Here is a 24,598-nt window from a genome sequence, read left to right on the forward strand (position 1 = left end):
AGAACTTTGTCTGATTTTCTATTAACAAACTTGCTAAATTCCCCCTTTGGGGGATTAAAGGGGGCTTTTTATAAAACCGACTCCAACTGTATTATTTGTTTTTGGATTGATTAAAATAAACGATCCATTTGATTTGTTTTGATTGTAAGCATCTACCAATAAAGGTTTGCTTAATTTTAATTGAATATCTCCTATTTGGTTCAATTCTAATGCTGATGGATTTTCTATTTTTCCAGAGAAATCCGTCTTAATAATTGTATTTAATTGCGTAATTTTTGCTTGTGCATCATTTACACCATGTTTGATATAATATTTTTGAGACGCTTGCAATGGCTCTTTATCCATCCAACAAATAGTAGCATTTATTTGCTTTGTAATTGTTGGTTCTTCTGCAACTTTTACCAACATATCTCCTCTACTCACATTCACATTATCTTCTAAAGTGATGGTTACAGAACTTCCGCTTTTTGCTTTTGCGAACTCTTCATTAAAAAAATGAATACTTTTTATTTTCGATTTTGTTTGAGAAGGCAATACAGATACTTCGTCTCCAATTTCTAAATCTCCTCCGTAAATTTTACCAGCATATCCTCTAAAATCGTGGTATTCCTCTGTTTTTGGTCTAATTACTGTTTGCACAGGAAAACGAACTTGAGTTTCCTCTTGTACATCTTCTGCATCTAATCTTTCTAAATGATGCATTAATGTTTCTCCTTTATACCAAGGCATATTTTCTGAAGTAGAAACTACATTATCACCTTGTAAAGCAGATAATGGAATGAACGTTAAATTCTGATTTTTATATTCGCTTTTGCTCGCTAAATATTCGATTTCTCCTTTGATAATGTTGTATTTTTCTTCTGAAAAATCGACCAAATCCATTTTATTAATAGCAATTACAACATCTTTAATTCGTAATAAATTATTGATAAAAAAGTGACGATACGTTTGCTCTACAACACCATTTCTCGCATCAATTAAAACAATAGAAGCTTGTGCTGTTGAAGCACCAGTAACCATATTTCTGGTATATTCTATATGACCTGGAGTATCTGCAATTATGAAACTCTTTTTTCTTGTTGAAAAGTAAATGTGAGCAACATCAATAGTAATTCCTTGTTCTCTTTCTGCCACCAAACCATCTGTTGCTAAAGAGAAGTCTAAATAATCGAAACCTCTTTGCTTGCTTTTTTCTTCAATCGCTTCTAACTTATCGTCAGTTAACGATTTTGTGTCGTATAATAAACGCCCAATTAAGGTACTTTTACCATCATCTACACTTCCTGCTGTTGCTATTTTTAATACGTTCATTTCTTTTATGCTGTTCGCTATTAGGTTATGACTAATCGCTTAATTCGTATTCTTTTTATTGATATTTACAAGCTTTTGAATCTTGCAAAATGTTTTTTAATTGTTGCGTTAGGGATTGAAACGGCATCCTTTTTTTGTTTTTTCAAAAAAAAGATATAGTGGAAAGCCCGTTAAAACGCCCAAATAATTCTAAAAATATCCTTGCTGTTTTCTCTTTTCCATTGCGGCTTCCGAACGTTTATCATCGATTCTTGCACCTCTTTCTGAAATGGAGGAATCTCTAATTTCTTCGACCACTTTTGCAATATCAACTGCGTGCGATAAAACTGCGGCTGTACAACTCATGTCGCCAACCGTTCTAAAACGAACCATTCTTTCTACAACTTCTTCCTCTTCGTCTCTAAAAACAACGGCATCATCTGCAGACCAAATAAGACCGTCTCTTAAAAAAGTGTTTCTTTTGTGTGCAAAATAAATGGAAGGAATTTCGATATTTTCTTTTTTTATGTAAGACCAAACGTCTAATTCTGTCCAATTAGAAATTGGAAAAACACGTACGTTCTGACCTAAATCTATCTTTCCATTTAACATATCAAACACTTCTGGACGTTGGTTTTTTTCATCCCATTGACCAAAATCGTCTCTTACTGAAAAGATTCTTTCTTTTGCTCTTGCTTTTTCTTCATCTCTTCTTGCGCCACCAATACATGCATCAAAACCAAATTCTTCAATAGCATCTAGAAGTGTTTCTGTTTGCAACATATTTCTACTTGCATATCTACCAGTTTCTTCCTTTACTGTTCCATTGTCGATATTGTCTTGTACGTTTCTCACGATTAATTCAACACCTAATTCTTGTGTTAAACGATCTCTAAATTCGATAGTTTCAGGAAAATTATGACCTGTATCTATGTGCATTAAAGGAAATGGAATTTTTGCTGGATAAAATGCTTTCTGCGCTAATCTTACTAACGTTATACTATCTTTTCCTCCAGAAAATAATAACACCGGTTTTTCGAACTGTGCTACTACTTCTCTAAAAATAAAAATTGCTTCGCTTTCTAAAGCATCTACTTGTATTGTTCTTTGATTCATAATCATGTCTTTTAGATATGTAAGCCACATTCTCTATTGCTTTCTACTTTTGTTGGGTCGAAATATGTAAATTCATTTGGCAAATTGTATTGCTCTAAATACGTGTCTAAATCTTCATCTGACCAATGATAAAAAGGACTCACTTTTATAATGCCGTCTTTACTTTGTGAAACGATATCTATACTATCTCTAAAGGCTGTTTGCCCTTTTCTTAAATTTGTAAACCAAACATCTGGTTGATGCTCTTTCATTGCTCTTGCAAAAGGCTCTAATTTTACTTGTTCTGTAAAAAGTTGATGCTTTTTATCTTCTATTGAAGGAACTCCCAATACCACATTTCTATGTGCAACTGTTTGTTTTGGCACATATAATTTGATGTTTAAATCTAACTTTTCTATAATGTCTTCTGCGTGTTTATAAGTTTGAATGGTATTATAACCAGTATCGCACCAAATTACTTTTACATCTTTTTTCACTTCTGTAACAGCATTTAAAATTGCTACCTCATAAGGTCTAAAGTTTGTAGTTACTACAGGATTTTTAGCAATAGAAATTGCCCACTTTATAATTTCTAACGGATTTTTATCCGCTAATTGTTTGTTTATTTCGTCTATATTAAAACTCATTACTTTCCCCATTTTATTTTGTTCCAAATTCTTTCGTGAAAGAAATATAAAACCAGTTTTGTTACAAAATCTACTGATGCAATTGAAGCTGCTAAAGTTATTTCTCCTGTTAAAAAGTAAGAAACGACTAAAGTATCTAACGTACCAATTGCTCTCCAGCTCAATGCTTTTACCACACTTCGCAAAGGTTTTTCTGAAGTTTTATCTTCTTCAAAACCTCTACTTTGTGCTTTTTTACTAAAAATGATTTGGTTTAAAATCATAAATATTAATTCAAATAATTACCCTACTTAATTAATAGGGTATGCAAACATAGTCCAAAAAATACTATTAGAATAATATTGAAGTTAAATAATTCTTAAAACCCTACAATTTTAGTAGATTAATAAAAAAAGCGATAAATATTTAAGAATATCTAATTACTAAAAGGTTTTAGTTAGATATATTAATGGTGAGTAATTTTTAAAAAAATTGAGACTAACTACAACACAAATCTGCTAAAGAAGTATTTCTGAAAATCTGTAAAGAACTGTCTCTTACTTGAATCATTAACTTGTTTACTGCACAAGTATTTTCATCTGGACAATCTTCACATTTTTTATAAAAATTTAAGCTAACACAAGGTACCATTGCAATTGGCCCTTCTAAAATTCGCATAACAGTGGTCATTTGAATTTCTGATGGTTCTTTTAATAAATAATAACCACCACCTTTTCCTTTTTTAGAGCCTAAAATGTCGTTTTTACGAAGTGTTAATAGAATACTTTCTAAAAATTTAAGTGAAATATTTTCGCTTTTAGAAATTGTAGCAATTTGAACAGGTACTCTGTTTTCTAATCTTGCTAAATAAGTAAGCGCTTTAATTCCGTATTTTGTCTTTTTTGAAAGCATTTAACAAAATTACACAAATTAAAATAAAATTATGCGTTTAAGGCTTGCTCTAAATCTGCAATAATATCTACCACATTTTCTAAACCAACAGAAACTCTAACCAAACCTTTTGTAATACCAACTTCTAATCTATCTTCTTCAGAAAGTCTACCATGAGTTGTAGATGATGGATGTGTAACAATAGTTCTTGTATCTCCTAAATTTGCAGAAAGTGAGCACATTTTTATATTGTCAAGAAATTTTCTTCCAGCTTCAATTCCTCCTTTTATTTCGAAAGCGACAATATTTCCGCCCAAACTCATTTGATTTTTAGCAATTTTATATTGTGGATGCGATTTCAAAAAAGGATATTTTACCAACTCAACATTTTCTTGAGTTTCTAAAAATTCTGCAACTTTTAAAGCATTTTCTGAATGTTTTTCTACTCTTATTGCCAAAGTTTCTAAACTTTTTGATAAAACCCAAGCATTAAAAGGAGACATTGCTGGCCCAGTATTTCTTGCGAATAAATAAATTTCTCGCATTAATTCTTTGTTTCCAACTGTAACTCCACCTAAAACTCTTCCTTGTCCGTCTATTAATTTTGTTGCAGAATGAATAACCAAATCTGCACCAAACTTAATTGGCTGTTGTACATAAGGTGTTGCAAAACAATTATCTACAATAAAAATAAGTTTATGTTTTTTTGCAATTTTACCAATCAATTCTAAATCTAAAATATCTACAGCAGGATTTGTAGGTGTTTCAATATATAAGATTTTGGTATTTTCTTTAATTAAGCTTTCTACCAAATCAACTTCATCAACTTTAAAATATGAAGTTTCTATATTCCATTTTGGTAAAAACTTTGTAAACATACTGTGTGTAGAACCAAAAACAGATCTACAAGAAACTACATGATCACCAGCATTTAATAAAGCTGCAAATGTTGAAAATATTGCAGACATTCCTGTTGCAAAAGCATAACCTGCTTCTGCACCTTCCATTTGTACAATTTTATCTGTAAATTCTGTTGTATTTGGGTTTGTGAATCTACTATATAAATTACGTTGTTTTTCTTCTGCAAATGAAGCTCTCATTTCTTCTGCATCGTCAAAAACAAAACTCGATGTTAAATATAATGGTGTAGAATGTTCAGAAAATTGAGATCTTTCTGTCTGATTTCTTATTGCCTCTGTTTCGAAATGTTTGCTCATATGTTAGGTTTTAGTAATTAGGTTTTAGTGCCAACTAATACCTAACTACTATTTACTTTTTTTTACTTTTTTTTCAATCAGTTTTTTTCTTGACTAAAATATTGCCAACAGAAAACTGCCTACTTTTTTTAATTATTATGTTTTGCTAATCTTAAAATATCTCCAAAAACCCCTCTGGCTGTTACTTTAGATCCTGCTCCTGCTCCTTGAATTACAATTGGTTGTTCTCCATAAGATTCTGTATAAATTTCAAAAATTGCATCAGAACCTTTTAAAGATCCTAAAGGTGAATTTTTAGAAACCGACACTAATTTTACATCTAAATTCCCAGTGTCTTGAGATAAATCTCCACTTAATTCGCCAATATAACGTAAAACGTGGTTTTCTTCTTGACTTTCTTTTAATTGTTGATATTCCTCGTTCATCAATGCTAAATTTGATAAGAAATCATCAACAGAACCTTCTCTTAAATTTTCTGGAATTAAATTCTGAATATTTACATCTACGAACTCATTTTCTAATTCTAATTCTCTTGCCAAAATTAGTAATTTTCTGGCAACATCATTTCCACCTAAATCTTCTCTTGCATCTGGCTCTGTAAAACCCGCATCAATTGCTACTTGTAAAACTTCTGAAAAAGGTTTATTTTCTTCAGAAAACGTATTGAATAAATAACTTAAACTTCCAGAAAAAACTCCTCTAATTTTTGTGATATTTTCTCCTGATTCATGTAATAAACGAATGGTATCAATTAATGGTAAACCTGCACCAACATTGGTTTCATATAAATATTGTTTTTTGTATTCTTTTAATTTTCTTCTTAATTCTTTATAGAACTCAAAAGACAATGTATTCGCTATTTTATTACAAGAAACCAGATCGAAACCTGCTTCTACTAAGGGTATATAATTACTTACAAAATTAACACTTGCTGTATTATCTACTGCAATTAAGTTTTCGAAATGATTCGCTTTAGCAAACGAAATAATATCTTCTACAGCAATATTTTCTTCTCCTTTTGATACCAAATCTTCTTCCCAATTTTTGGAGACTCCATTTTTATTCAAAAGTACTTTTTTTGAATTTGCAACAGAAAAAACGTTCAATTGAATTTTTCTTCTTTCTAAAACTGATGCTGTATTTTCAATAATTTGATCAATTAATGTTCCACCAACAGTTCCTTTTCCAAAAATGGCAATATTTATTTTTTTAGCAACTCCAAAAACTTGTCCATGAATTACATTTACAGCTTTATGTAATTGTTCTTTCTTAACCACCAAACTCACATTTTTTCCTGTGATGGTATTGTTGAATAAAACAGGAACAATTTGGTTTTTAATTAATGCATTGTATGGCAAATGAAATTCGCTTAAATCTTGTCCAATAATTGAAATTACAGCCACATTATCTACAATAGAAATCTGATTTACATCTTGAGAATAAAAATCGTTTTCAAACTCTTTTTCTAATGCTAAAACAGCTTCATTTGCTCTATTTGCATCAATAATTAAGCCAATTCCTCTTTCTGAAGAACCTTGAGAAATAATACTTACACTAATATTTTTATCACTTAAAGCTCTAAAAATTCTTGCATCTACACCAACTTTACCCAACAAACCTCTTCCTTCGAAATTTAATAAAGCAACATTGTTAATAGTAGAAATGGATTTTATCCCTTTTGTTGAAGATTCTGATGTGATTAAAGTTCCTTTATCTTCTTTATTAAACGTATTTAAAATACGCAAATTAATGTTCTTTTCTAATAACGGAATAATGGTTTTTGCGTGCAAAATTGTCGCCCCAAAATTTGCCAATTCATTCGCTTCTGAAAATGATAATTGCTCAATTTTCTTTGCATCTGCAACTAAATCTGGATTTGCAGTAAAAATTCCACTTACATGTGTATAATTCTGAAGCTCATCTGCATCTAAATAATTTGCAATTAAAGCAGCAGTATAATTACTTCCATTTCTACCTAAAGTTGTAGTCTCTCCTTTTTTATTGGATGCAATAAAACCTGTTACTACATTTATTGCATCTGAATTTTCTTTGAAATAAGAAATTACATTTTCCGAAGAAACTGCTGAAATCGGTTGTGCATTTCCAAAATTATCATCTGTAATAATTAATTTTCTTGCATCTGTTGGGTTTGCAGAAATTCCTTTTTCTTCCAACAAACTTGCAACTAACTTTACCGATAATAATTCGCCTTGTGCTAAAACTTCATCTTTAATTTTTTCGCTATAATCGCCCAATAAATACACACCTTCGAAAATTGTTGCCAACTTTAAAAACTCTTGTGTACAGTCTAAATTCGGGTTTGGTTTTAACTGATAATCTTTAAAAGCATCAAATGCATCTAAATACGGTTTCTGTTGAGAAGCCAAAGTCAACAAATTTTCTAATTCGTTGGTTGTATTTCCTCTTGCTGAAGCAATTAAAGTTATTTTCTCTCCGTTTTTATGTTTATTAAGAATGATTTCTAGTGTATTCTCTAATCCTTTTCCATTGGCTAAAGATTTACCTCCAAATTTTAATACTTTCATCTTTTTTGCTCTATAATCTTTATTGAAAATAGGTTCAATAATTTTCTGTAATTGGTCATATTCCATTAAAAATGCATCATGACCATGCACAGAATTAATTTCGTTATACGTGACGTTTGCTTTTGTTAAAGCCAACTTTTTATGCGTTTCTCTATTTTCTTCTGCCGTAAAAAACAAATCGGAATCCACACCAATAATGTGAATATTTGCTTCAATTTGGTCTAAAACTTCTATATTTTTCTCTCCGTTTTTAGTGACATCAATACTTTTTAATAATTGATTCATTAATTTATAAGAAGATAATTGGTAACGTTCTTGCAACTTTTCTCCATGATGCAACAACCAACTTTCCACATTGAAAATATCTGAATTTTCTTTTTTAGAACGTTGAAAACGTGCTTTAAAAGATTCTGGCGTTCTATAACATAACATCGCATGCATTCTTGCATCGTGTACAGGATTGCTCGAATTTACTAAAAATTGTTCCTGAATTTGACAGTTTCCAATTAACCAATCAGTAGATTTCCAATCGGTTGCTATTGGTAAAAAATGTTGGGTAATTTTGTTGTTTAACACTATCATTTCCCAAGCAATACCTCCACCTAAAGAACCTCCAATTAATGCAAAAAGTTGCTTAATTTTTAAATCAATTAATCCTTCTAAAAAAATTCTTGCAATATCTCTTGCAATAAAATCTTTATAATTTTCGATTAAAAAACCATCAAAACCATTTCCTGGAATATTGAAAGACAAAATTGTATACACATCTGTATTTATAGCTTTGTCCTTACCAACAATATCTAACCACCAACCATTTTCTCCAGCAACATCACTATTTCCAGTTAATGCGTGGTTGATTAAAATTACAGGCGCAGTTCCTAAATCTTGACCAAAAACTTGGTAACTTAAATTGATTTCAGGAATTTTTGCACCTAATTCTGTGGTGAAATTCTTTATTTTGATATGTTGAAGTTTGTCTTTCATTTTTAAAACAAGGGGTTTAAACCCCTTGCTATTTTATGTTTTATATTTCTGAAAAAGCTGCTTTTAAATCTGCTTTTAAATCTTCTAAATCTTCAATACCAACAGACAAACGAATTAAATCTTGGCTAACTCCAGCTCCTGCTTGTGCAGCTTCATCTAATTGTTGATGTGTTGTACTTGCTGGATGAATAATTAAAGATTTTGTATCTCCGATATTTGCTAACAAGGAAAATACTTTTGTTTTATCTGCAATTGTTTTTGCAGCTTCAAAACCTTTTTTAGGTCCGAAAGTTACAATTCCACTTTGTCCTTTTGGTAAATATTTATCTGCTAATTTCTTGTATTTGTTACTTTCTAAACCAGGATAATTTACCCAAGCAACTTCGTCTTGTTGTTCTAACCATTTTGCTAAAGCCAACGCATTTTCCGAATGTTGTTTAATTCTTACTGGTAAAGTTTCCAATCCTTGAATGATATTAAAGGCATTTGTAGGACTTAAAGCACCACCAAAATCACGCAATCCTTCTAAAATTAATTTGAAAGTATAAGAAGCTGCGCCTAAAGCTTCGTGATATTTTAAACCATGATAACCTGCAGAAGGTTCTGTAAATTCAGGGAATTTTCCATTCGCCCAATTAAAAGTTCCAGCATCTATAATTGCACCTCCTAAAGAAGTTCCTTGTCCGCCAATATATTTTGTTAGAGAGTGAATTACAATGTTTGCTCCGTGTTTAATTGGGTTCAATAAAACAGGTGTTGCAACTGTATTGTCAACAATAAAAGGAACTTCTGCTTTTTTAGCATGTTCTGATATTGCTTCTAAATCTAATACATCTAATTTAGGGTTTCCTAAAGACTCCACAAAAATGGCTCTTGTATTTTCTTGAACGGCTTTACCAAAATTTTCTGGCTCAGAAGCATCTACAAAAGTAGTTGTAATTCCGAATCTTGGTAAAGTAACACTTAATAAATTGTAGGTTCCACCATACAAACTACTTGAAGCCACAATGTGATCTCCAGCTTTTAAAAGTGTTAATAAACCTGTTGCAATTGCTGCTGTTCCAGAAGCAAAAACTACTGCTCCAATTCCTCCTTCTACAGCCGCTAAACGATCTTGTAAAATTTGATTTGTTGGGTTGTTTAAACGTGTGTAAATAAACCCTAATTCTTTTAATGAAAAAAGATTTGCTGCATGTTCTGAATTGTTAAAAACATAAGAAGACGTTTGGTAAATTGGAACTGCTCTTGTTCCTCCATTTGCTTTTACATCATGTCCTGCGTGCAACGCGTTAGTTGCTAATTTGTGGTTACTCATTTTTCTATTTTTTTTGAGTTAATAAATAATTAATTCAAGTTCATCAATATTTGTATTGATGTAACTAATTAGAAAAATGTTATTAAGAAAATAGTATTTTCCAGAACAGGAAAATTCTTTTTTGTTATCTATCCAATTATAAAATAATTGAGTAGAATTTAGCACCTTCTTTATTACTAAAGGGTTGCTAAGGCTTCAATGGGTCTAATCCCTCTGCCTTTCTTGATAACATTTCAATAAGTTATTGAACTTTGTGAGTGCAAATATATGTTCAGAAAAATTTAATATCCTAATAAAAAGTACTTTATTTTTATTTTATGTTAATTTGATATTTTATTTGCCTTTGTATTCATCATTCTTCAAAATGATTACTTTTTCTTCTTTATAATTGATTAATTGATGATGTCATCAAAAATAATTATTACTAAAAACCTTGGTATTTCATTTTATAATGTAACTTTGCATCAGAATTAAGAGGAAAAATTTGAACTGATTGCAACCTCATTAAAAAAATGCTAAAGCAGTAATTATCTACTTCTTTTAGCGACCACGCAATCAATTTCTATTTCCTACAACATTTAAAAGAAGAATATTATGTCATATTTATTTACATCAGAAAGTGTTTCTGAAGGTCACCCAGATAAGGTTGCTGATCAAATTTCAGATGCTTTAATTGATAATTTTTTAGCTTTCGATAAAAACAGTAAAGTAGCTTGTGAGACTTTAGTTACAACTGGACAAGTTATTTTAGCTGGAGAAGTAAAATCTGAAACATATTTAGATGTTCAGCAAATTGCAAGAGAGGTTATCAATAAAATTGGTTACACGAAAAGCGAGTATATGTTCGATGGAAACTCTTGTGGAGTTTTATCTGCAATTCACGAACAATCTCCAGATATTAATCAAGGAGTTGATAGATCTTCACCTGAAGAACAAGGAGCTGGAGATCAAGGAATGATGTTTGGTTATGCAACAGATGAAACAGAAAACTATATGCCTTTGGCGTTAGAATTGTCTCACAGATTGTTAATTGAACTAGCACTTTTAAGAAGAGAGAATAAAGACATTACTTATTTAAGACCAGATGCTAAAAGTCAGGTTACTATTGAGTATTCAGACGACAATGTTCCACAAAGAATTGATGCTATTGTAATTTCTACACAGCATGACGATTTTAACGAATCTGATGATGTAATGTTAGCAAAAATTAAAAAAGATATTGTTGAAATTTTAATTCCAAGAGTTGTTGCTAAATTACCTGCTCATATTCAGAAATTATTTACAGATAATATTACGTATCACATAAATCCAACTGGTGTTTTTGTAATTGGTGGACCTCATGGAGATACTGGTTTAACAGGACGTAAAATTATCGTTGATACTTATGGTGGAAAAGGAGCTCATGGTGGTGGTGCTTTCTCTGGAAAAGACCCGAGTAAAGTGGATAGATCTGGAGCTTACGCAACAAGACATATTGCCAAAAATTTAGTTGCTGCAGGACTTTGTAAAGAAGTTTTAGTGCAAGTTTCTTATGCGATTGGTGTTGCAAAACCAACCAGTATAAATGTGGAAACTTATGGAACTGCAACTGTTGATTTAACAGATGGAGAAATCAGTAAAAAAGTAGAAGAAATTTTTGATATGCGTCCATATTTTATAGAACAACGTTTAAAATTAAGAACACCAATTTATTCGGAAACTGCTGCTTATGGACATATGGGTAGAACACCAGAAGTTAAAACTGTAACATTCTCAAATCCAATGGGAGAAACAGTTTCTGAAGAAGTGGAAACCTTTACTTGGGAGAAATTAGATTATGTCGATAAAGTTAAAGAAGTTTTCAAATTATAATTCTTATTTAAGAAAACAATTTAGCCTTTAAAATTCATTTTTTAAAGGCTTTTTTATGTTTGAAATCCAGTAGAAAACACCAATTCTCTTTAACAAAAATTTAAGATATCGTAAATAAGGGTTTGCGTAACTTCGAAGACAATAATTTTAATCCATTTTATTATGATAAAAAAAGTACTTACTAGCTTTCTTCTGATTGCTTTTGTTTTCGGTTTTTCTACTGAAACTAACGCTCAGTTTTGGAAGAAAAAGAAAAAAGAAGCTCCAAAGACAGCTCAAAAACCGAAACCAAAACCTAAAAAAGGTGATATACAACCTTATGGAAAAGTGGTTACGAAAGATCACAAAACAGACGATGGTTTGTTTAAAGTGCACACAAAAGACCAAACTTATTTATTCGAAATTCCAGATTCTCTTTTAAGAAGAGAAATGTTAATGGTAACAAGAATTGCTAAAACTGCCAGTGGAATTGGTTTTGGTGGTGGAAAAACAAATACGCAAGTATTACGTTGGGAGAAAAAAAATAAAACCATTTTATTAAGAATTGTTTCTCATAATGTAGTTGCAGATACTATTTTACCTGTACACGAAGCTGTTGTAAACTCGAACTTAGAACCTATCTTATATTCTTTTCCTATAAAAGCATTTAGCAAAGATTCTACAGCTACAGTTATAGATGCCACAAAATTATTTACTTCAGATATTAAACCTCTTGGTTTTCCTGCTAGAGCTAGAAGAAGTATGCAAGTTACTCGTTTAGACAATACTAGATCTTATATAGAAAGAGTTAGTAGTTACCCAAGAAATATTGAAGTAAGACATGTAAAAACTTATTTTGCGAACAAAGCACCATCTAATTCTGCTTTAGGTTCTATTACTTTAGAAATGAGTAACTCTATGGTTTTATTACCAAAAGTTCCAATGAAACGTCGTTATTTCGATGAAAGAGTTGGTTGGTTTACTCGTGGGCAGACTGATTATGGTTTAAAAGACCAAAGAAGTAAAACGCTTACTTATTTAGACAGATATCGTTTAGAAGTGAAGGACGAAGATATCGAGAAGTTTAAAAGAGGGGAATTGGTAGAACCAAAAAAACAAATTGTTTATTATGTAGATAGAGCAACTCCAGAAGAGTGGGTTCCATACATTATACAAGGAGTTAACGACTGGCAAGTTGCTTTTGAAGCGGCTGGCTTTAAAAATGCTATTGTAGGAAAAAGAGCTCCTACAAAAGAGGAAGACCCAGATTATAGTCCAGAAGATGTACGTTATTCTGTAATTCGTTATTTAGCTTCTCCAATCCCGAATGCAAATGGACCTCACGTAAGTGACCCACGTTCTGGAGAAATTTTAGAATCGGATATCAACTGGTACCACAATGTAATGTCTTTATTACACAACTGGTTCTTTATCCAAACAGCAGCAATAAATCCTGATGCTAGAGGAAACAATTTTAAAACTGAAACAATGGGAGAACTAATTAAGTTTGTTTCTTCTCATGAATTAGGACACACTTTAGGATTGCCTCATAATATGGGAAGTTCTGCAGCATATCCTGTAGATTCTTTACGTTCTGCAAGTTTTACAGCTAAATATGGAACAGCTCCATCTATTATGGATTATGCTCGTTTTAATTATATAGCACAACCAGAAGATAAAGGAGTTGCTTTAATGCCAAACATTGGAACTTACGACAAGTATGCAATTTCTTGGGGTTACAGACCAATTTTAGACAAATCTGCTGAAGATGAAAAAGAAATATTAGATGGCTGGATTTTAAAACATGCTGGAGACCCAATGTATCGTTTTGGACACCAACAAGCAGCAGGTGTTGTAGATCCAAGTTCTCAAACAGAAGATTTAGGAGACGATGCTATAAAAGCTTCTATGTATGGAATTAAAAACTTAAAAAGAATTTTACCAAGATTAGAAGAATGGACTTCTGAAAAAGGAGAAAATTACGATGAGTTGTCTACTATGTATGGTCAATTATTAGGTCAGTTCAATAGATATATGGGACATGTTTCTGCTAATATTGGTGGTGTTTATGAAAACTTTAAAGCATCTGACCAAGCAGGAGCAGTTTATACTTATGTTTCTAAAGAAAAGCAAAAAGAAGCTTTACAATTTGTTGTAAACGAATTGTTTAAAACTCCAGAATGGATGTTAGATGAAAACATTTTTAGCAAAACTGAATTTTCTGGTTCTGTTGAAAGAGTTAGAAGTATGCAAGCAAGAACTCTTAATAACATTTTAGACGCTGGAAGAATGGCTAGAATGATTGAGAATGAAACTTTAAACGGATCATCTGCATATACTTTGGTAAATATGATGAGTGATGTTCGTAAAGGAGTTTGGAGTGAAATTTACTCTGGACGTTCTATAGATACTTATAGAAGAAATTTACAAAGAGCACATTTAGATAGATTAGACTACTTATTAAATAAAGCAGGAAACCAGAGAGGAATTAATCGTGGTTACTTAAAAATAAGTGGAATTAACGTAAACCAATCTGACGTGAAATCTGTTGCAAGAGGAGAATTAAAGCGTTTACAAAGGGATGCTAAAGCCGCTTCTAATAGAGGTAACACACTTACACGTTATCATTTACAAGATGTTGTAGACAGAATTGATGCGATCTTAGATCCTAAATAAATTCTTAAAAATTATACTGAAGAACCTCATCTTAATTGATGAGGTTTTTTTTATACCTTTATTTTTTGATTCAAAAATTCAATATCCTATTTGTGATACTTTTAATCATTGGAAATGCGTATTTTATATACTTATTAATCTTGTTGATTTATATTGGTTTTGGCACTTTTGGATTTGGTATATTTATAGTGCCATTTATATTAATTGCTTTACTTTTCTTAATACCAAGCATTTTAGTTTTGAAGAAAAAAAACCATCAAAACCCTGTGTTCTTATTAATCAATTGTGTTGGGGTATCTTATTTTATGTTTTAACTTCATAAAGAGATTTATTATAGTGGCTCCAAAATGGAAATGGTAGTATATTTGCATAACTATTATTTTTATGAGCAACACATTATTATCTTCTCCTCTACAAGGATTTACCGACTTTAAATTCAGAAATGCTTTTAACAAATTCTTTGGTGGTATAGATACTTTTTATTCTCCTTATATAAGATTGAATGGAAAATTGGTGATTAAAAACTCATATCAAAAAGATATTCTTCCAGAAAATAATACAACTTTAGAAGTAATACCGCAAATTATTACGAATGATGCAGATGAGTTTTTGTTTGTATCTAAATACGTACAAGAATTAGGTTACAAAGAATTGAATTGGAATTTAGGTTGCCCTTATCCAATGGTTACAAAACGTGGAATGGGTTCTGGTTTAATTAGCGATGCTCAAAAAATAAATAGTATTCTTCATAAAATTCATAATGAGTCTAACATTATCGTTTCTATGAAAATGAGAATGGGTTACGAAAATGCTGAAGAAATTTTAGATGTTTTACCAATTTTAGACAATTATCCATTAAAGAACATTGCCATTCACGCAAGAATTGGAAAACAATTATACAAAGGAGGAACAGATTTAAATGCGTTTCAAAAATGCTTAGATAACAGCAAACACAAAATGTATTATAATGGAGATATTACTTCTGTTGCAGCGTTTAAAAAATTACAAGAACGCTTTACTTCAATAGATCATTGGATGATTGGTAGAGGCTTAATTACAGATCCTTTTTTACCTAATATGATTAAAAATAACACCACAGAATATCCAAAAAATAGGTTTGATATTTTCGAGGAATTTCACGACCAAATTTTTGAACAATATGATGCTGCACTTTCTGGCCCAACTCCAATTAAAATGAAAATGTTAGGTTTTTGGGAATACTTTTCTCAAAGTTTTTCTAATCCGCAGAAAACATATAAAAAGATTAAAAAAGCCAGTAATGTAAAAGCGTATGCTGTTGCTGTAAGAGAAATTATTAAGGAAGCGAAAAGATAAATAAGAAAATTTATTATAAATTACTTCAACTTAAATTTCATTTCTACAGGCAAATGGTCTGAAGATTCGCCAAATTCTACCAATACTTTTCCTGAAATATATGCTATAGAATTCTTTGTGTAAAATATATAATCGATTCTTTTAAATGGATTTTTAGAATCGTACGTGTTTTTAATATTTTCTTTTTTAAACGCTGCATTTCCAACATCGTCCATTAAAAATATTTTTTGAATGATTCCTTTTTCATCTCTCGCCAAAGAATTAAAATCGCCCAATAAAATGGTTGGGTATTCTTTTTTATATTCATTAAATAGTTCTAGAACTGTATCAAACTGATTGGCTCTTGTTTGTTTATCGAAAGCTTCTAGATGCACATTTATCAATACAACTTCTTTTCCGTTTAAAGTTACTTTTGCAACTTGCGCCAAGCGTTCTAAATACAAAGCTTCTCTATAAAAAGGAGCGTTTAAAACTCTTTCTAAGACAATTCTTTTGTGATCTTTTAAAGGATATTTACTAAGAATAGATTGTCCAGAAACAATTTTACCAAAATGCATTTTCGTTGGCCAATATGGAAAAGGAACATAACTTTTGTCCCAATTTATAGCTTGCGATACATAATTATAACCCAGTTTCGCAATTTCGTTTTGCTGATTTACAAAATAACTTCTCTTAGAATTGTAATCTATTTCTTGAAATGCAATAATATCTGGATTCAGTTTTTCAGTTTCAACTAATACTTTTTCTAAATTATTATCAAATAATTCTTTTGGTTTTAAAATGGGTAGATTGTTCGTCATTCCACTTAAATAACCAATATTGTAAGTTACAATACTAAAAATTGAATCGTTTTCTAAGACCTCATCATAATTATTAATAATTAACTTTGAATATTCTTTATCACTTAAAGTTGCGGATGATGCCCAAAAGAAAAATACGAGCACAGCAATTATCAGCAATAATAAAAACCTAAATAAATATTTTAAAAATTTTCTCAATTATTGGATTCTGTTGGATTTTCATTCGTAAACTCTGCTAATACTTTATCAATAGAATTAGCGATTCTCTCTTTATCTATATTGTATTTTGGTAATAAACCATTTTTCTCTGGAAATTGTTCTATAGTTACAGTTGTAGATGGGAATGCAAAATCGACACCTAATTCTTTCGCTAATTTTACAATGGCAATGTGTAATCTATGTTTCGAGGATTGCTCTACACCCCAAGCCAAACTTTTAAAATAAACGTTAACCATTACTAACAAAGCAGAATCTCCAAAACCAGTAAATTCTACATTATAAGAATCGGATCTTGTTTCTGGATGTGCAATTACAATTTCGCGAATTCCTTTTACAAAAGCCTCAATTAATTCTGGTGGCGTGTCATAACGCAAACCTAAATTAGTATTATAACGTCTAAACAATCGTAAACCTTTATTATTTATAACAATTTCCGATAATTTACTATTTGGAATTTTATAAACAGATGTATCTGCGGCACGAACACTTGTAGATCTAAAACCAACTTTCTCCACAGTTCCAACAACTTCTCCAGCTTCTATCCAATCTTCTATATGGAAAGGTTTATCTAGAAAAATCATGATGGTTCCTATCAAGTTTTTTACTGTGTCTTGCGATGCCAAAGCAACTGCTAAACCACCAATTGTTGCTCCTGCCAAAATCGTTGTGGTATTTACTCCAAAAAGCGATAAAAGTTTAAAAACACCAATAACAAGGACTAAACCAGTAAAAAAATTATTTACAATTGGCACTAATTGGTCGTCCAACCTACTATGGGTTCTCTCTGTAAACTCAGAATAAATTTCCATAACAACTTTTACCAATTTCAGAAAAACATAAATCCAAAAAACAGTTTTAGCAATATTTAATGCTAAAAACACCCAAGTATTAGTATCTAAACCAAATTGTAAAGAAGGAAAAATTTTATCTATAAAAGCAACTGTACATAACAAACCTATTGGATGTGCCAATTTTTTTAAAAAGCTGTCTATTTTTAAATTTGTAGTCTTATTTATTAAATATTTAATTTTTTGAAGAATAAAAAATGCAATTTTTTTTATGATAAAAAACACTAAATAAGCCAATATAAAGAGCACTATTAATCCTACAAACTGCCATAATTCTATTCCTAAAAATTCTTTATGACCTGCAACAGGAATTATATTCTGCAATTTTTGAACATACCAAGGAAAAGTTTCTTTGTATAAAGTATCTATTTTCGCCACAGTTTCAGAAGAATAATACCATTTACCTCCTATTTTTTCGACATAAATCTCTGGCATTCTTTCAGGGAATATTACATATCTGTAATAAGAAGTATAACCAATTGTGTCTTTGTAATTATTGTTTGTAGGAACTTTATTTAATTCTACATACAAACCTTTACCATCTAAAACCTGCTTAATTTTAATCGCTTTTTGAATTGCTTTTTCTTCAGAAAGGCCTAAAATAGATTTTGCCGCTTTTTTGGGTTCGTAAGAATCGGATTGCAAAAAATACAAATGCGTGTAAATGGTAGCATGTGGATTGCTTAAATTTACTTTAATGGAATCCTTTTCTTGTTCTTGAGAGACTAAAGTAGATGTAATAAAAAATAAGAGTAAAAATAAGTTACGCATCACTAATTTGTTAAATTATTGTTAATCGATTTTGCAAATTTAAACCTTTTCAAATTTGATTAGTCAAAGAAGTATAAATAATAAAAAATAGAATGAAAAAAATAGTTAGTATACTCGTATTAGTTTTAGCAGTTACGTTTTCTGCTCAAGCTCAAAAAAAAGGTAAAAAAGGATCTGCTGAAAAACAAGTAGAAAAAACCTTAAAAAAAATGACTGCAGATTTAGATTTAACAACTGCACAACAAAATGAAATTAAACCTTTGTTAATTGCACAGATTGCTGATAGAAAAGAAATGATGAAAAGCAGAAAAGCAATGAGAGATTCTGGAGAAAAGCCTTCTAAAGAAGCTATGAAAGAAATGAGAAAGGCAAGAAAAAGCAAAGAGAAAGAAATGAATGAAAAAATGAAAGCAATTTTATCTGAAAGCCAATTTTCTACATTTGAAAAAATGCAAAAAAAAGGAAAAGAGAAAATTAAAAAAGGAATAAGTAACTAGTTTTTTGGGTTGATTGATTAGTTAATTGATGGTGCTCAGATTCTTAATTGAATCTGAGTTTTTTTATTTAAAAATAAACTTAAATAATTGTTAATTAAGACAATACAATTAAACCTTTCTTATTATCGAAAGTCTTAGTAGTATAAAAAATAACATTAAAATTTATAAAAGATGAAAAAATTAGCAAGTATTTTAGTAATGGTTTTCGCATTTACTTTTGCGACACAAGCACAGAAAAAAAGAAAACAAGAAAGACCACAATTAACAGTGGAACAACATACAGATTTAGCTATTAAACAAATGACTTTGGCTTTAGATTTATCTGAAAAGCAACAATATAGAATTAAACCTATGATTGCTACAAAAATGGCAGAGAGAAAAGCTTTTATGGAAAAAAGAAAAGAAGCTAGGAAAGATAAAAAAAGACCAACTTCAGATGAGATTTATGCTATGAAAAGCAAAATGTTAGACAACAAAATCGCAGTAAGAAATAACATGAAAGAAATCTTAAACAAAGAACAGTTTGAGAAATTTGAAAAAATGCAGAAAAAGAGAAAAATGAAAGGGAAAAAAATGATGAAAAAAGGCAAAAAAGGAGAAAGAGGAGAAAGAGGTAAGAAAAGAAATAAAAAAGAATAAAATAGTTTTGGTTAATTAGTTTAGTTGATTGATAAAACCCGATTTCTTAACTGAAATCGGGTTTTTAGTTTTTATGAATTGTTACAGATTGCGTTAGGGATTGAAGCATTTGTTTGAGCTCTTTTTTCTTTTTCAGAAAAAAAGCGAGTGCGTAAAGCCCGACCTTTTTAGGGAACGCCCAAATATTACTATTTAAACCAACTTGAATACTTTACATAATTATTAGCAATTCTATTGATTTCTCCAGAAATTAATTCTTGCGAAATATCTTTTACTTTCTTGGCAGGAACTCCTGCATAAATACTTCCACTTTTTACGTGTGTATTTTTGGTAACTACTGCTCCTGCTGCAATAATTGAGTTAGATTCTATAATACAATCGTCCATAATTATAGAACCCATTCCAACCAAAACATTATCGTGAATTGCACAACCATGTACAATAGCATTGTGCCCAATAGAAACATTATTACCAATTGTTGTTGGCGATTTTAGATAGGTTGCATGGATTACTGCTCCATCTTGTATGTTTACCTTATTTCCAATTTTAATATAATGTACATCTCCACGAATTACAGCATTGTACCAAATAGAACATTCTTTCCCTAATGAAACTTCTCCAAGAATAGTGGCATTTTCTGCGACAAAACAATCAGTTGGTATTTGTGGGTGTTTTCCGTTTACAGATTTAATTATTGGCATAATTTATACTTATTTAATGTAGAGAAGTAAATTTAGACTTGGCAAGATTATTAGTTATTTTTTATTTGGTTAACAAGTGTTGACCAATAGAAATTGTATTATTTTTTAAACCGTTAATTTCTTTTAAAACTGCAACTGTAGTATTAAATTTTCTTGAAATAGAATATAAAGTATCGCCTTTTTTTACGGTGTAATATTGCCCTGCAACTTTTTCAATTACAATAGGTTTCTCGAAAGTTTCTCCGTCATTTAACTCCTTAATTTCTTCAGAAAACTCGTCTTTTTGTACTATATCGAATTCGTATAATTTATAGTCTTTTATAATTTTTAACAACTTTACTGGGTATTTTCTATCGGTTGCATAACCAGCTTTACGTAGACCATAAGCCCATTTTTTATAATCTGTTATTCTATAATTAAACAAAAATGCATAACGTTTTCTTTGCGTTAAAAATAAGGAATGATCGTTGTACGAAGTTTCTGGATATACGTATTTTCGGAAACATTCTCCCTTTTCATCATCATCGTGATAAACTCTTTCGCCTTTCCATTGTGTATGGCATTTTATTCCAAAATGATTGTTAGATTTTAAGGCTAATTCGCTTCTTCCTTTTCCAGATTCTAAAATTCCTTGTGCTAAAGTAATACTTGCAGGAATTTTATATTCGTGCATTTCTTTTACAGCAATTGCAGCATATTTACGTATGTAGGCAAGTGTGTATTTATTTAATTTCGGGTTTGTATCTTTAAGTTCTTTGGTAAGCTTTTCTTCATCCACAGAAGGTAATTCTACTGGTTCTGGCTCTATTATTACAACTCCAGGGTTTTTCTTGTTAATTACCTTTTTCTTAGAACCACAATTAGATAATAACAACAATAAAACACAGCCAAGTAAAATTTTTAACTTCATAAATTATTAATAATTTGCTGGTTCTTCTTTTCTAATTTTTGATTAAAACCCTCAATTCCCTGAATTCCTCCTGTATGAATTGCCAGTATTTTACTATTCTCTGGAAAATAATCTTTTTCTATTAAATCTAAAATGCCAAATAGCATTTTTCCAGTATAAACTGGATCTAACAAAATATTGGTTTGTTTAGAAAAATCATTTATAAATTGAATTAATTCCTCTGTATATTTTGCATAGCCACCAAAATGATAGTCTTTATTTAACGACCAGCTATCGTTTTTAATTGCATACTTTTTTATTTCCTCAACAATAAAACCTCCATTTAAAGCAGGGAAACCAATTACTTTTTGCTTCTTTTTTTTAGACTTAATTAACCCTGCAATAGTACCTCCAGTTCCAACAGCCACACAAATATAATTAAAAACGGTATCTTCTTTTGTTAAAATTTCTTGGCAACCTTCTACTGCTAAACCATTTGTACCACCTTCTGGAACCAAATAAAAATCGCCCCATTTGTTTTTCATCTTTTCTGTAAAGCCAAAAGAATCTTTTTGTCTATAGATTTCTCTAGAAACAAAATTAAATTTCATTCCATTGTTATGCGCTTCTCTTAAAGTTGCGTTTTCTTCTAAAGTTTTTTTGAGATTTTTACCCAACTCATCTCCTCTTATAATTCCAAAAGTTTTTAAACCTGATAATTTTCCAGCGACTGCAGTTGCTGCAATATGGTTGGAGTATGCTCCTCCAAAGGTTAAAATTGCTTTTTTTTTCAGTTTTTTAGCTTCTGCTAAATTGTATTTTAATTTTCGAAATTTGTTTCCGGAAACAAAAGGATGAATTAAATCTTCTCTTTTAATGAAGAGTTCTACTTTTTTTTCTTCTAAAATAGAAAGATGAATTTGTTGATTTTCGGATATTATTTGTTTGTTAAAGTTCATATTTGAAAAAACCTCACAGATTAATAATAATCTCCGAGATTAGGATTTTGTTTTAAGAGAAATTAGCAACTTCAGATTCAACCTTTTCCCATTGTTCCATTAAAGAATCTACTTTTGCTTTTTTTGCTTTGTATTTCTCGAAGAAGTTTGGCCTTGAAGAAACTTCATCATAATTTTGCGCCAATTCTAAATCTATCTTTTCTATTTCTTTTTCTAAATCTGCAATTTCAGTTTCTATATTAGAAAGCTTATTATTTAATTTTTTTAGCTGTTTTTCTTGCTCTCTAGATAGTTGATGTGCTTCTTTTTTAGACGTATCTTTATCTATCTTAACAACCGTTTTCTTTTCTGCTTCACGTAAATTTTCCATTTTGTGTTGCTCTAAGAAATAATCGATATCGCCTAAATATTCTTTAATTTCTTTGTCTTTAAAACCATAAACTGTTGTGGTTAATCCTTGTAAAAATTCTCTATCGTGAGAAACTACAATTAAAGTTCCATCAAAATTATTTAAAGCTTCTTTTAATACTGTTTTAGAGGCAATATCTAAGTGGTTTGTTGGCTCATCCATTATTAACACGTTAAAAGGTGATAATAATAATTTACACAATGCCAAACGATTTCTCTCTCCTCCAGAAAGTACTTTTGCCTTTTTATCTACTGCATCTCCACCAAATAAAAACGAACCTAACATGTCTCTAACACGCATTCTGTTTCCATCTGTTGCAGCATCTTCCATAATTTCTAAAACCGTTTTTTCTGGCGGTAAATGCTCTGACTGATTTTGGGCAAAATACCCAACTTCTACATTATGACCCAGTTTTAAATGTCCTTCAAAAGGAATTTCGCCAACCATCATTTTTGCTAGAGTAGATTTTCCTTGTCCATTTTGACCTACAAAAGCAATTTTACTATTTCTTTCAATTAGCAAATCTACACCTTCTAAAACGTGTTTATCTCCATAACTTTTCGAAAGGTTTTCTGCTTCCACAATAATTTTACCAGGATCTTTAGAAATGGCGAAACGCACATTCATGGCTTGGTTATCATCTTGGTCTACTTCAATTAATTCAACTTTATCTAGTTGTTTCATTAAAGATTGCGCCATAGAAGCTTTACTGGCTTTTGCCTTAAACTTATTTATTAAATGTTGTTTTTGTTTGATTTCTTTCTCTTGATTTTTCTGAGCTTGTAACTGCTTTTCCTTAATTTCTCCTCTTAGTAATAAGAATTGAGAATATGGTTTTTTGTAATCGTAAATTTGCCCTAAAGAGATTTCAATTGTTCTATTGGTTACATTATCTAAGAACATTTTATCGTGAGAAACTAATACAATTGCACCAGAATAATTTTTTAAAAAGTTCTCTAACCAAATAATAGATTCGATATCTAAGTGGTTTGTTGGCTCATCTAAAAGTAGAATATCGTTATTTTGAAGTAACAATTTTGCCAACTCGATTCGCATTCTCCAACCTCCAGAAAATGTGTCTGTTAACTTATCGAAATCTTCTCTTTGAAAACCTAAACCTTGTAATATTTTCTCAGTATCTCCTTGATAATTATAACCTCCTAAAAGCTCATAACGTTCTGTTTTTTCGGTTAAATCGATAATTAGTTGGCTGTAACCTTCACTTTCGTAATCTGTTCTTGTAGCTAATTGCTCGTTAATTTCGTCTAATTCTAATTCAATCGCTTTTATTTCTTCAAAAGCTTGGTAAGCTTCTTCCAAAATAGTTCTTCCTTCTACAAAATCGATATCTTGTCTTAAGAAACCCATTCTTATATCCTTGTCAAAAGCCATGGTTCCACCACTAGTTTCTAAATCTTTAGAAAGTACTTTTAAAAGTGTAGATTTTCCAGCTCCATTTTTACCAATAAGTCCTATTCTATCTCCTTTGTTCAACTTAAAAGTGATTCCTGAAAACAAGTCAGTTCCCATAAAGGAAACCGTTAAATTATGTACGTTTAACATGAAAATTTTGTAAATTTGTAAGGCGCAAAGCTACTTAAAAAAATAGAGTTATGATGTTTAAAAAAGGGACAAAAATATACAGCGTTTTAAATGGAAAATGTCCAAGATGTCAAGAAGGTAATTTTTTTAAATATAAATTTACTTTTAATCCTTCTAAAATTACTCAATTACATAGTAATTGCTCGAATTGTAATTTAAAATACATGATGGAACCTTCTTTCTTTTATGGTGCTATGTATGTAAATTATGGAATTACTGTAGGCCTTTCTATAGTTATTTTTTTAATATCAAAACTACTTTTTAATTTAACATTGTTGCAATCTTTTATGGCAATTATTGTTGCTTTAATTGTTTTAGCTCCTGTAAATTTACGTTTATCTCGAATTCTTTGGATAAATATGTTTGTAAGTTTTAAAAAGACTAACACATTTTAAACTACGAATTTATTTAAATATTTAATTTTAAAAAACAGGTATTTATACTCTTATTTGGTTCATT

20 protein-coding genes and 1 riboswitch are annotated in these 24,598 nt (G+C 30.4%); of the genes, 6 read left to right on the forward strand and 14 right to left on the reverse strand.

Going from position 1 to position 24,598, the window contains the following annotated elements:
* Positions 1–54: 54 nt before the first annotated feature.
* From H9I45_RS07975 to H9I45_RS08010, 8 genes are all read right to left on the reverse strand, one after another.
* Positions 55–1,311 (reverse strand): sulfate adenylyltransferase subunit 1, encoded by a 1,257-nt coding sequence (locus H9I45_RS07975; protein ID WP_088355362.1) that lies wholly within the window; start codon positions 1,309–1,311, stop codon positions 55–57.
* Positions 1,312–1,500: 189 nt separating this feature from the next.
* Positions 1,501–2,406: a sulfate adenylyltransferase subunit CysD gene (gene cysD, locus H9I45_RS07980; RefSeq protein WP_088355361.1), complete on the reverse strand. Its 906-nt coding sequence runs from the start codon at positions 2,404–2,406 to the stop codon at positions 1,501–1,503.
* Between the two features lie 11 nt (positions 2,407–2,417).
* Positions 2,418–3,032 (reverse strand): phosphoadenosine phosphosulfate reductase domain-containing protein, encoded by a 615-nt coding sequence (locus H9I45_RS07985; RefSeq protein WP_088355360.1) that lies wholly within the window; start codon positions 3,030–3,032, stop codon positions 2,418–2,420.
* Complete coding sequence (locus tag H9I45_RS07990; RefSeq protein WP_088355359.1) at positions 3,032–3,295, reverse strand: DUF2061 domain-containing protein; 264 nt, start codon at positions 3,293–3,295, stop codon at positions 3,032–3,034. The genes H9I45_RS07985 and H9I45_RS07990 overlap by 1 nt, the downstream gene beginning before the upstream one ends.
* Before the next feature lie 214 nt (positions 3,296–3,509).
* Complete coding sequence (locus tag H9I45_RS07995) at positions 3,510–3,923, reverse strand: RrF2 family transcriptional regulator (RefSeq protein WP_088355358.1); 414 nt, start codon at positions 3,921–3,923, stop codon at positions 3,510–3,512.
* A gap of 29 nt (positions 3,924–3,952) precedes the next feature.
* Positions 3,953–5,119, reverse strand: a complete 1,167-nt coding sequence (locus H9I45_RS08000; RefSeq protein WP_088355357.1) for an O-succinylhomoserine sulfhydrylase — start codon at positions 5,117–5,119, stop codon at positions 3,953–3,955.
* 128 nt (positions 5,120–5,247) lie between these two features.
* Positions 5,248–8,649 carry a bifunctional aspartate kinase/homoserine dehydrogenase I gene (gene thrA / locus H9I45_RS08005; RefSeq protein WP_088355356.1) on the reverse strand — a complete coding sequence of 1,134 codons (3,402 nt, stop codon included), beginning with the start codon at positions 8,647–8,649 and terminating at the stop codon, positions 5,248–5,250.
* Positions 8,650–8,689: 40 nt separating this feature from the next.
* The gene (locus tag H9I45_RS08010; RefSeq protein ID WP_088355355.1) at positions 8,690–9,964 is read right to left on the reverse strand and encodes an O-acetylhomoserine aminocarboxypropyltransferase/cysteine synthase family protein; all 1,275 of its coding nucleotides are present in this window, start codon (positions 9,962–9,964) and stop codon (positions 8,690–8,692) included.
* A gap of 121 nt (positions 9,965–10,085) precedes the next feature.
* Positions 10,086–10,196: riboswitch (SAM riboswitch) on the reverse strand.
* 362 nt (positions 10,197–10,558) lie between these two features.
* Here H9I45_RS08010 and metK point away from each other — a divergent pair.
* The 3 genes from metK to H9I45_RS08025 all read left to right on the forward strand — a co-directional run bounded on the left by metK (position 10,559) and on the right by H9I45_RS08025 (position 15,805).
* Positions 10,559–11,815: a methionine adenosyltransferase gene (gene metK, locus H9I45_RS08015; RefSeq protein ID WP_088355354.1), complete on the forward strand. Its 1,257-nt coding sequence runs from the start codon at positions 10,559–10,561 to the stop codon at positions 11,813–11,815.
* Positions 11,816–11,977: 162 nt separating this feature from the next.
* Positions 11,978–14,470 (forward strand): zinc-dependent metalloprotease, encoded by a 2,493-nt coding sequence (locus tag H9I45_RS08020; RefSeq protein WP_088355353.1) that lies wholly within the window; start codon positions 11,978–11,980, stop codon positions 14,468–14,470.
* Positions 14,471–14,854: 384 nt separating this feature from the next.
* A complete protein-coding gene (locus H9I45_RS08025) occupies positions 14,855–15,805 on the forward strand; it encodes a tRNA dihydrouridine synthase (RefSeq protein ID WP_088355352.1) in 951 nt (316 codons plus the stop codon).
* 20 nt (positions 15,806–15,825) lie between these two features.
* Here H9I45_RS08025 and H9I45_RS08030 read toward each other — a convergent pair whose 3' ends face one another.
* Together H9I45_RS08030 and H9I45_RS08035 are read right to left on the reverse strand one after the other, a co-directional pair.
* A complete protein-coding gene (locus H9I45_RS08030) occupies positions 15,826–16,803 on the reverse strand; it encodes an endonuclease/exonuclease/phosphatase family protein (RefSeq protein ID WP_088355351.1) in 978 nt (325 codons plus the stop codon).
* Positions 16,800–18,443, reverse strand: coding sequence for a mechanosensitive ion channel family protein (locus H9I45_RS08035; RefSeq protein ID WP_088355350.1), 1,644 nt, complete (start codon positions 18,441–18,443; stop codon positions 16,800–16,802). Before H9I45_RS08035 ends, H9I45_RS08030 begins: the two co-directional genes overlap by 4 nt.
* A gap of 92 nt (positions 18,444–18,535) precedes the next feature.
* Between H9I45_RS08035 and H9I45_RS08040 the strand changes: the two genes are divergently transcribed.
* On the forward strand, positions 18,536–18,940 hold the full coding sequence (locus H9I45_RS08040) for a DUF4890 domain-containing protein (RefSeq protein ID WP_088355349.1): 405 nt from the start codon (positions 18,536–18,538) through the stop codon (positions 18,938–18,940).
* Between the two features lie 171 nt (positions 18,941–19,111).
* Positions 19,112–19,579, forward strand: a complete 468-nt coding sequence (locus H9I45_RS08045) for a DUF4890 domain-containing protein (RefSeq protein ID WP_088355348.1) — start codon at positions 19,112–19,114, stop codon at positions 19,577–19,579.
* Positions 19,580–19,767: 188 nt separating this feature from the next.
* On the opposite strand, the gene H9I45_RS08050 is transcribed toward H9I45_RS08045, so the two are convergent.
* From H9I45_RS08050 to H9I45_RS08065, 4 genes are all read right to left on the reverse strand, one after another.
* Entirely contained in the window at positions 19,768–20,280 is a 513-nt protein-coding gene (locus H9I45_RS08050) for a gamma carbonic anhydrase family protein (protein WP_088355347.1), read from the reverse strand.
* Positions 20,281–20,341: 61 nt separating this feature from the next.
* Complete coding sequence (locus H9I45_RS08055) at positions 20,342–21,190, reverse strand: glucosaminidase domain-containing protein (protein WP_088355346.1); 849 nt, start codon at positions 21,188–21,190, stop codon at positions 20,342–20,344.
* A complete protein-coding gene (locus H9I45_RS08060) occupies positions 21,187–22,128 on the reverse strand; it encodes a 1-aminocyclopropane-1-carboxylate deaminase/D-cysteine desulfhydrase (protein ID WP_176397605.1) in 942 nt (313 codons plus the stop codon). The genes H9I45_RS08055 and H9I45_RS08060 overlap by 4 nt, the downstream gene beginning before the upstream one ends.
* 52 nt (positions 22,129–22,180) lie before the next feature.
* Positions 22,181–24,100 (reverse strand): ABC-F family ATP-binding cassette domain-containing protein, encoded by a 1,920-nt coding sequence (locus H9I45_RS08065; protein WP_088355345.1) that lies wholly within the window; start codon positions 24,098–24,100, stop codon positions 22,181–22,183.
* A gap of 50 nt (positions 24,101–24,150) precedes the next feature.
* On the opposite strand from H9I45_RS08065, the gene H9I45_RS08070 reads away from it, so the two are divergent.
* Positions 24,151–24,534 (forward strand): DUF983 domain-containing protein, encoded by a 384-nt coding sequence (locus tag H9I45_RS08070; protein WP_228455084.1) that lies wholly within the window; start codon positions 24,151–24,153, stop codon positions 24,532–24,534.
* Positions 24,535–24,598: the final 64 nt, after the last annotated feature.

Source organism: Polaribacter haliotis (assembly GCF_014784055.1).
In the GTDB taxonomy this organism is placed as follows: domain Bacteria; phylum Bacteroidota; class Bacteroidia; order Flavobacteriales; family Flavobacteriaceae; genus Polaribacter; species Polaribacter haliotis.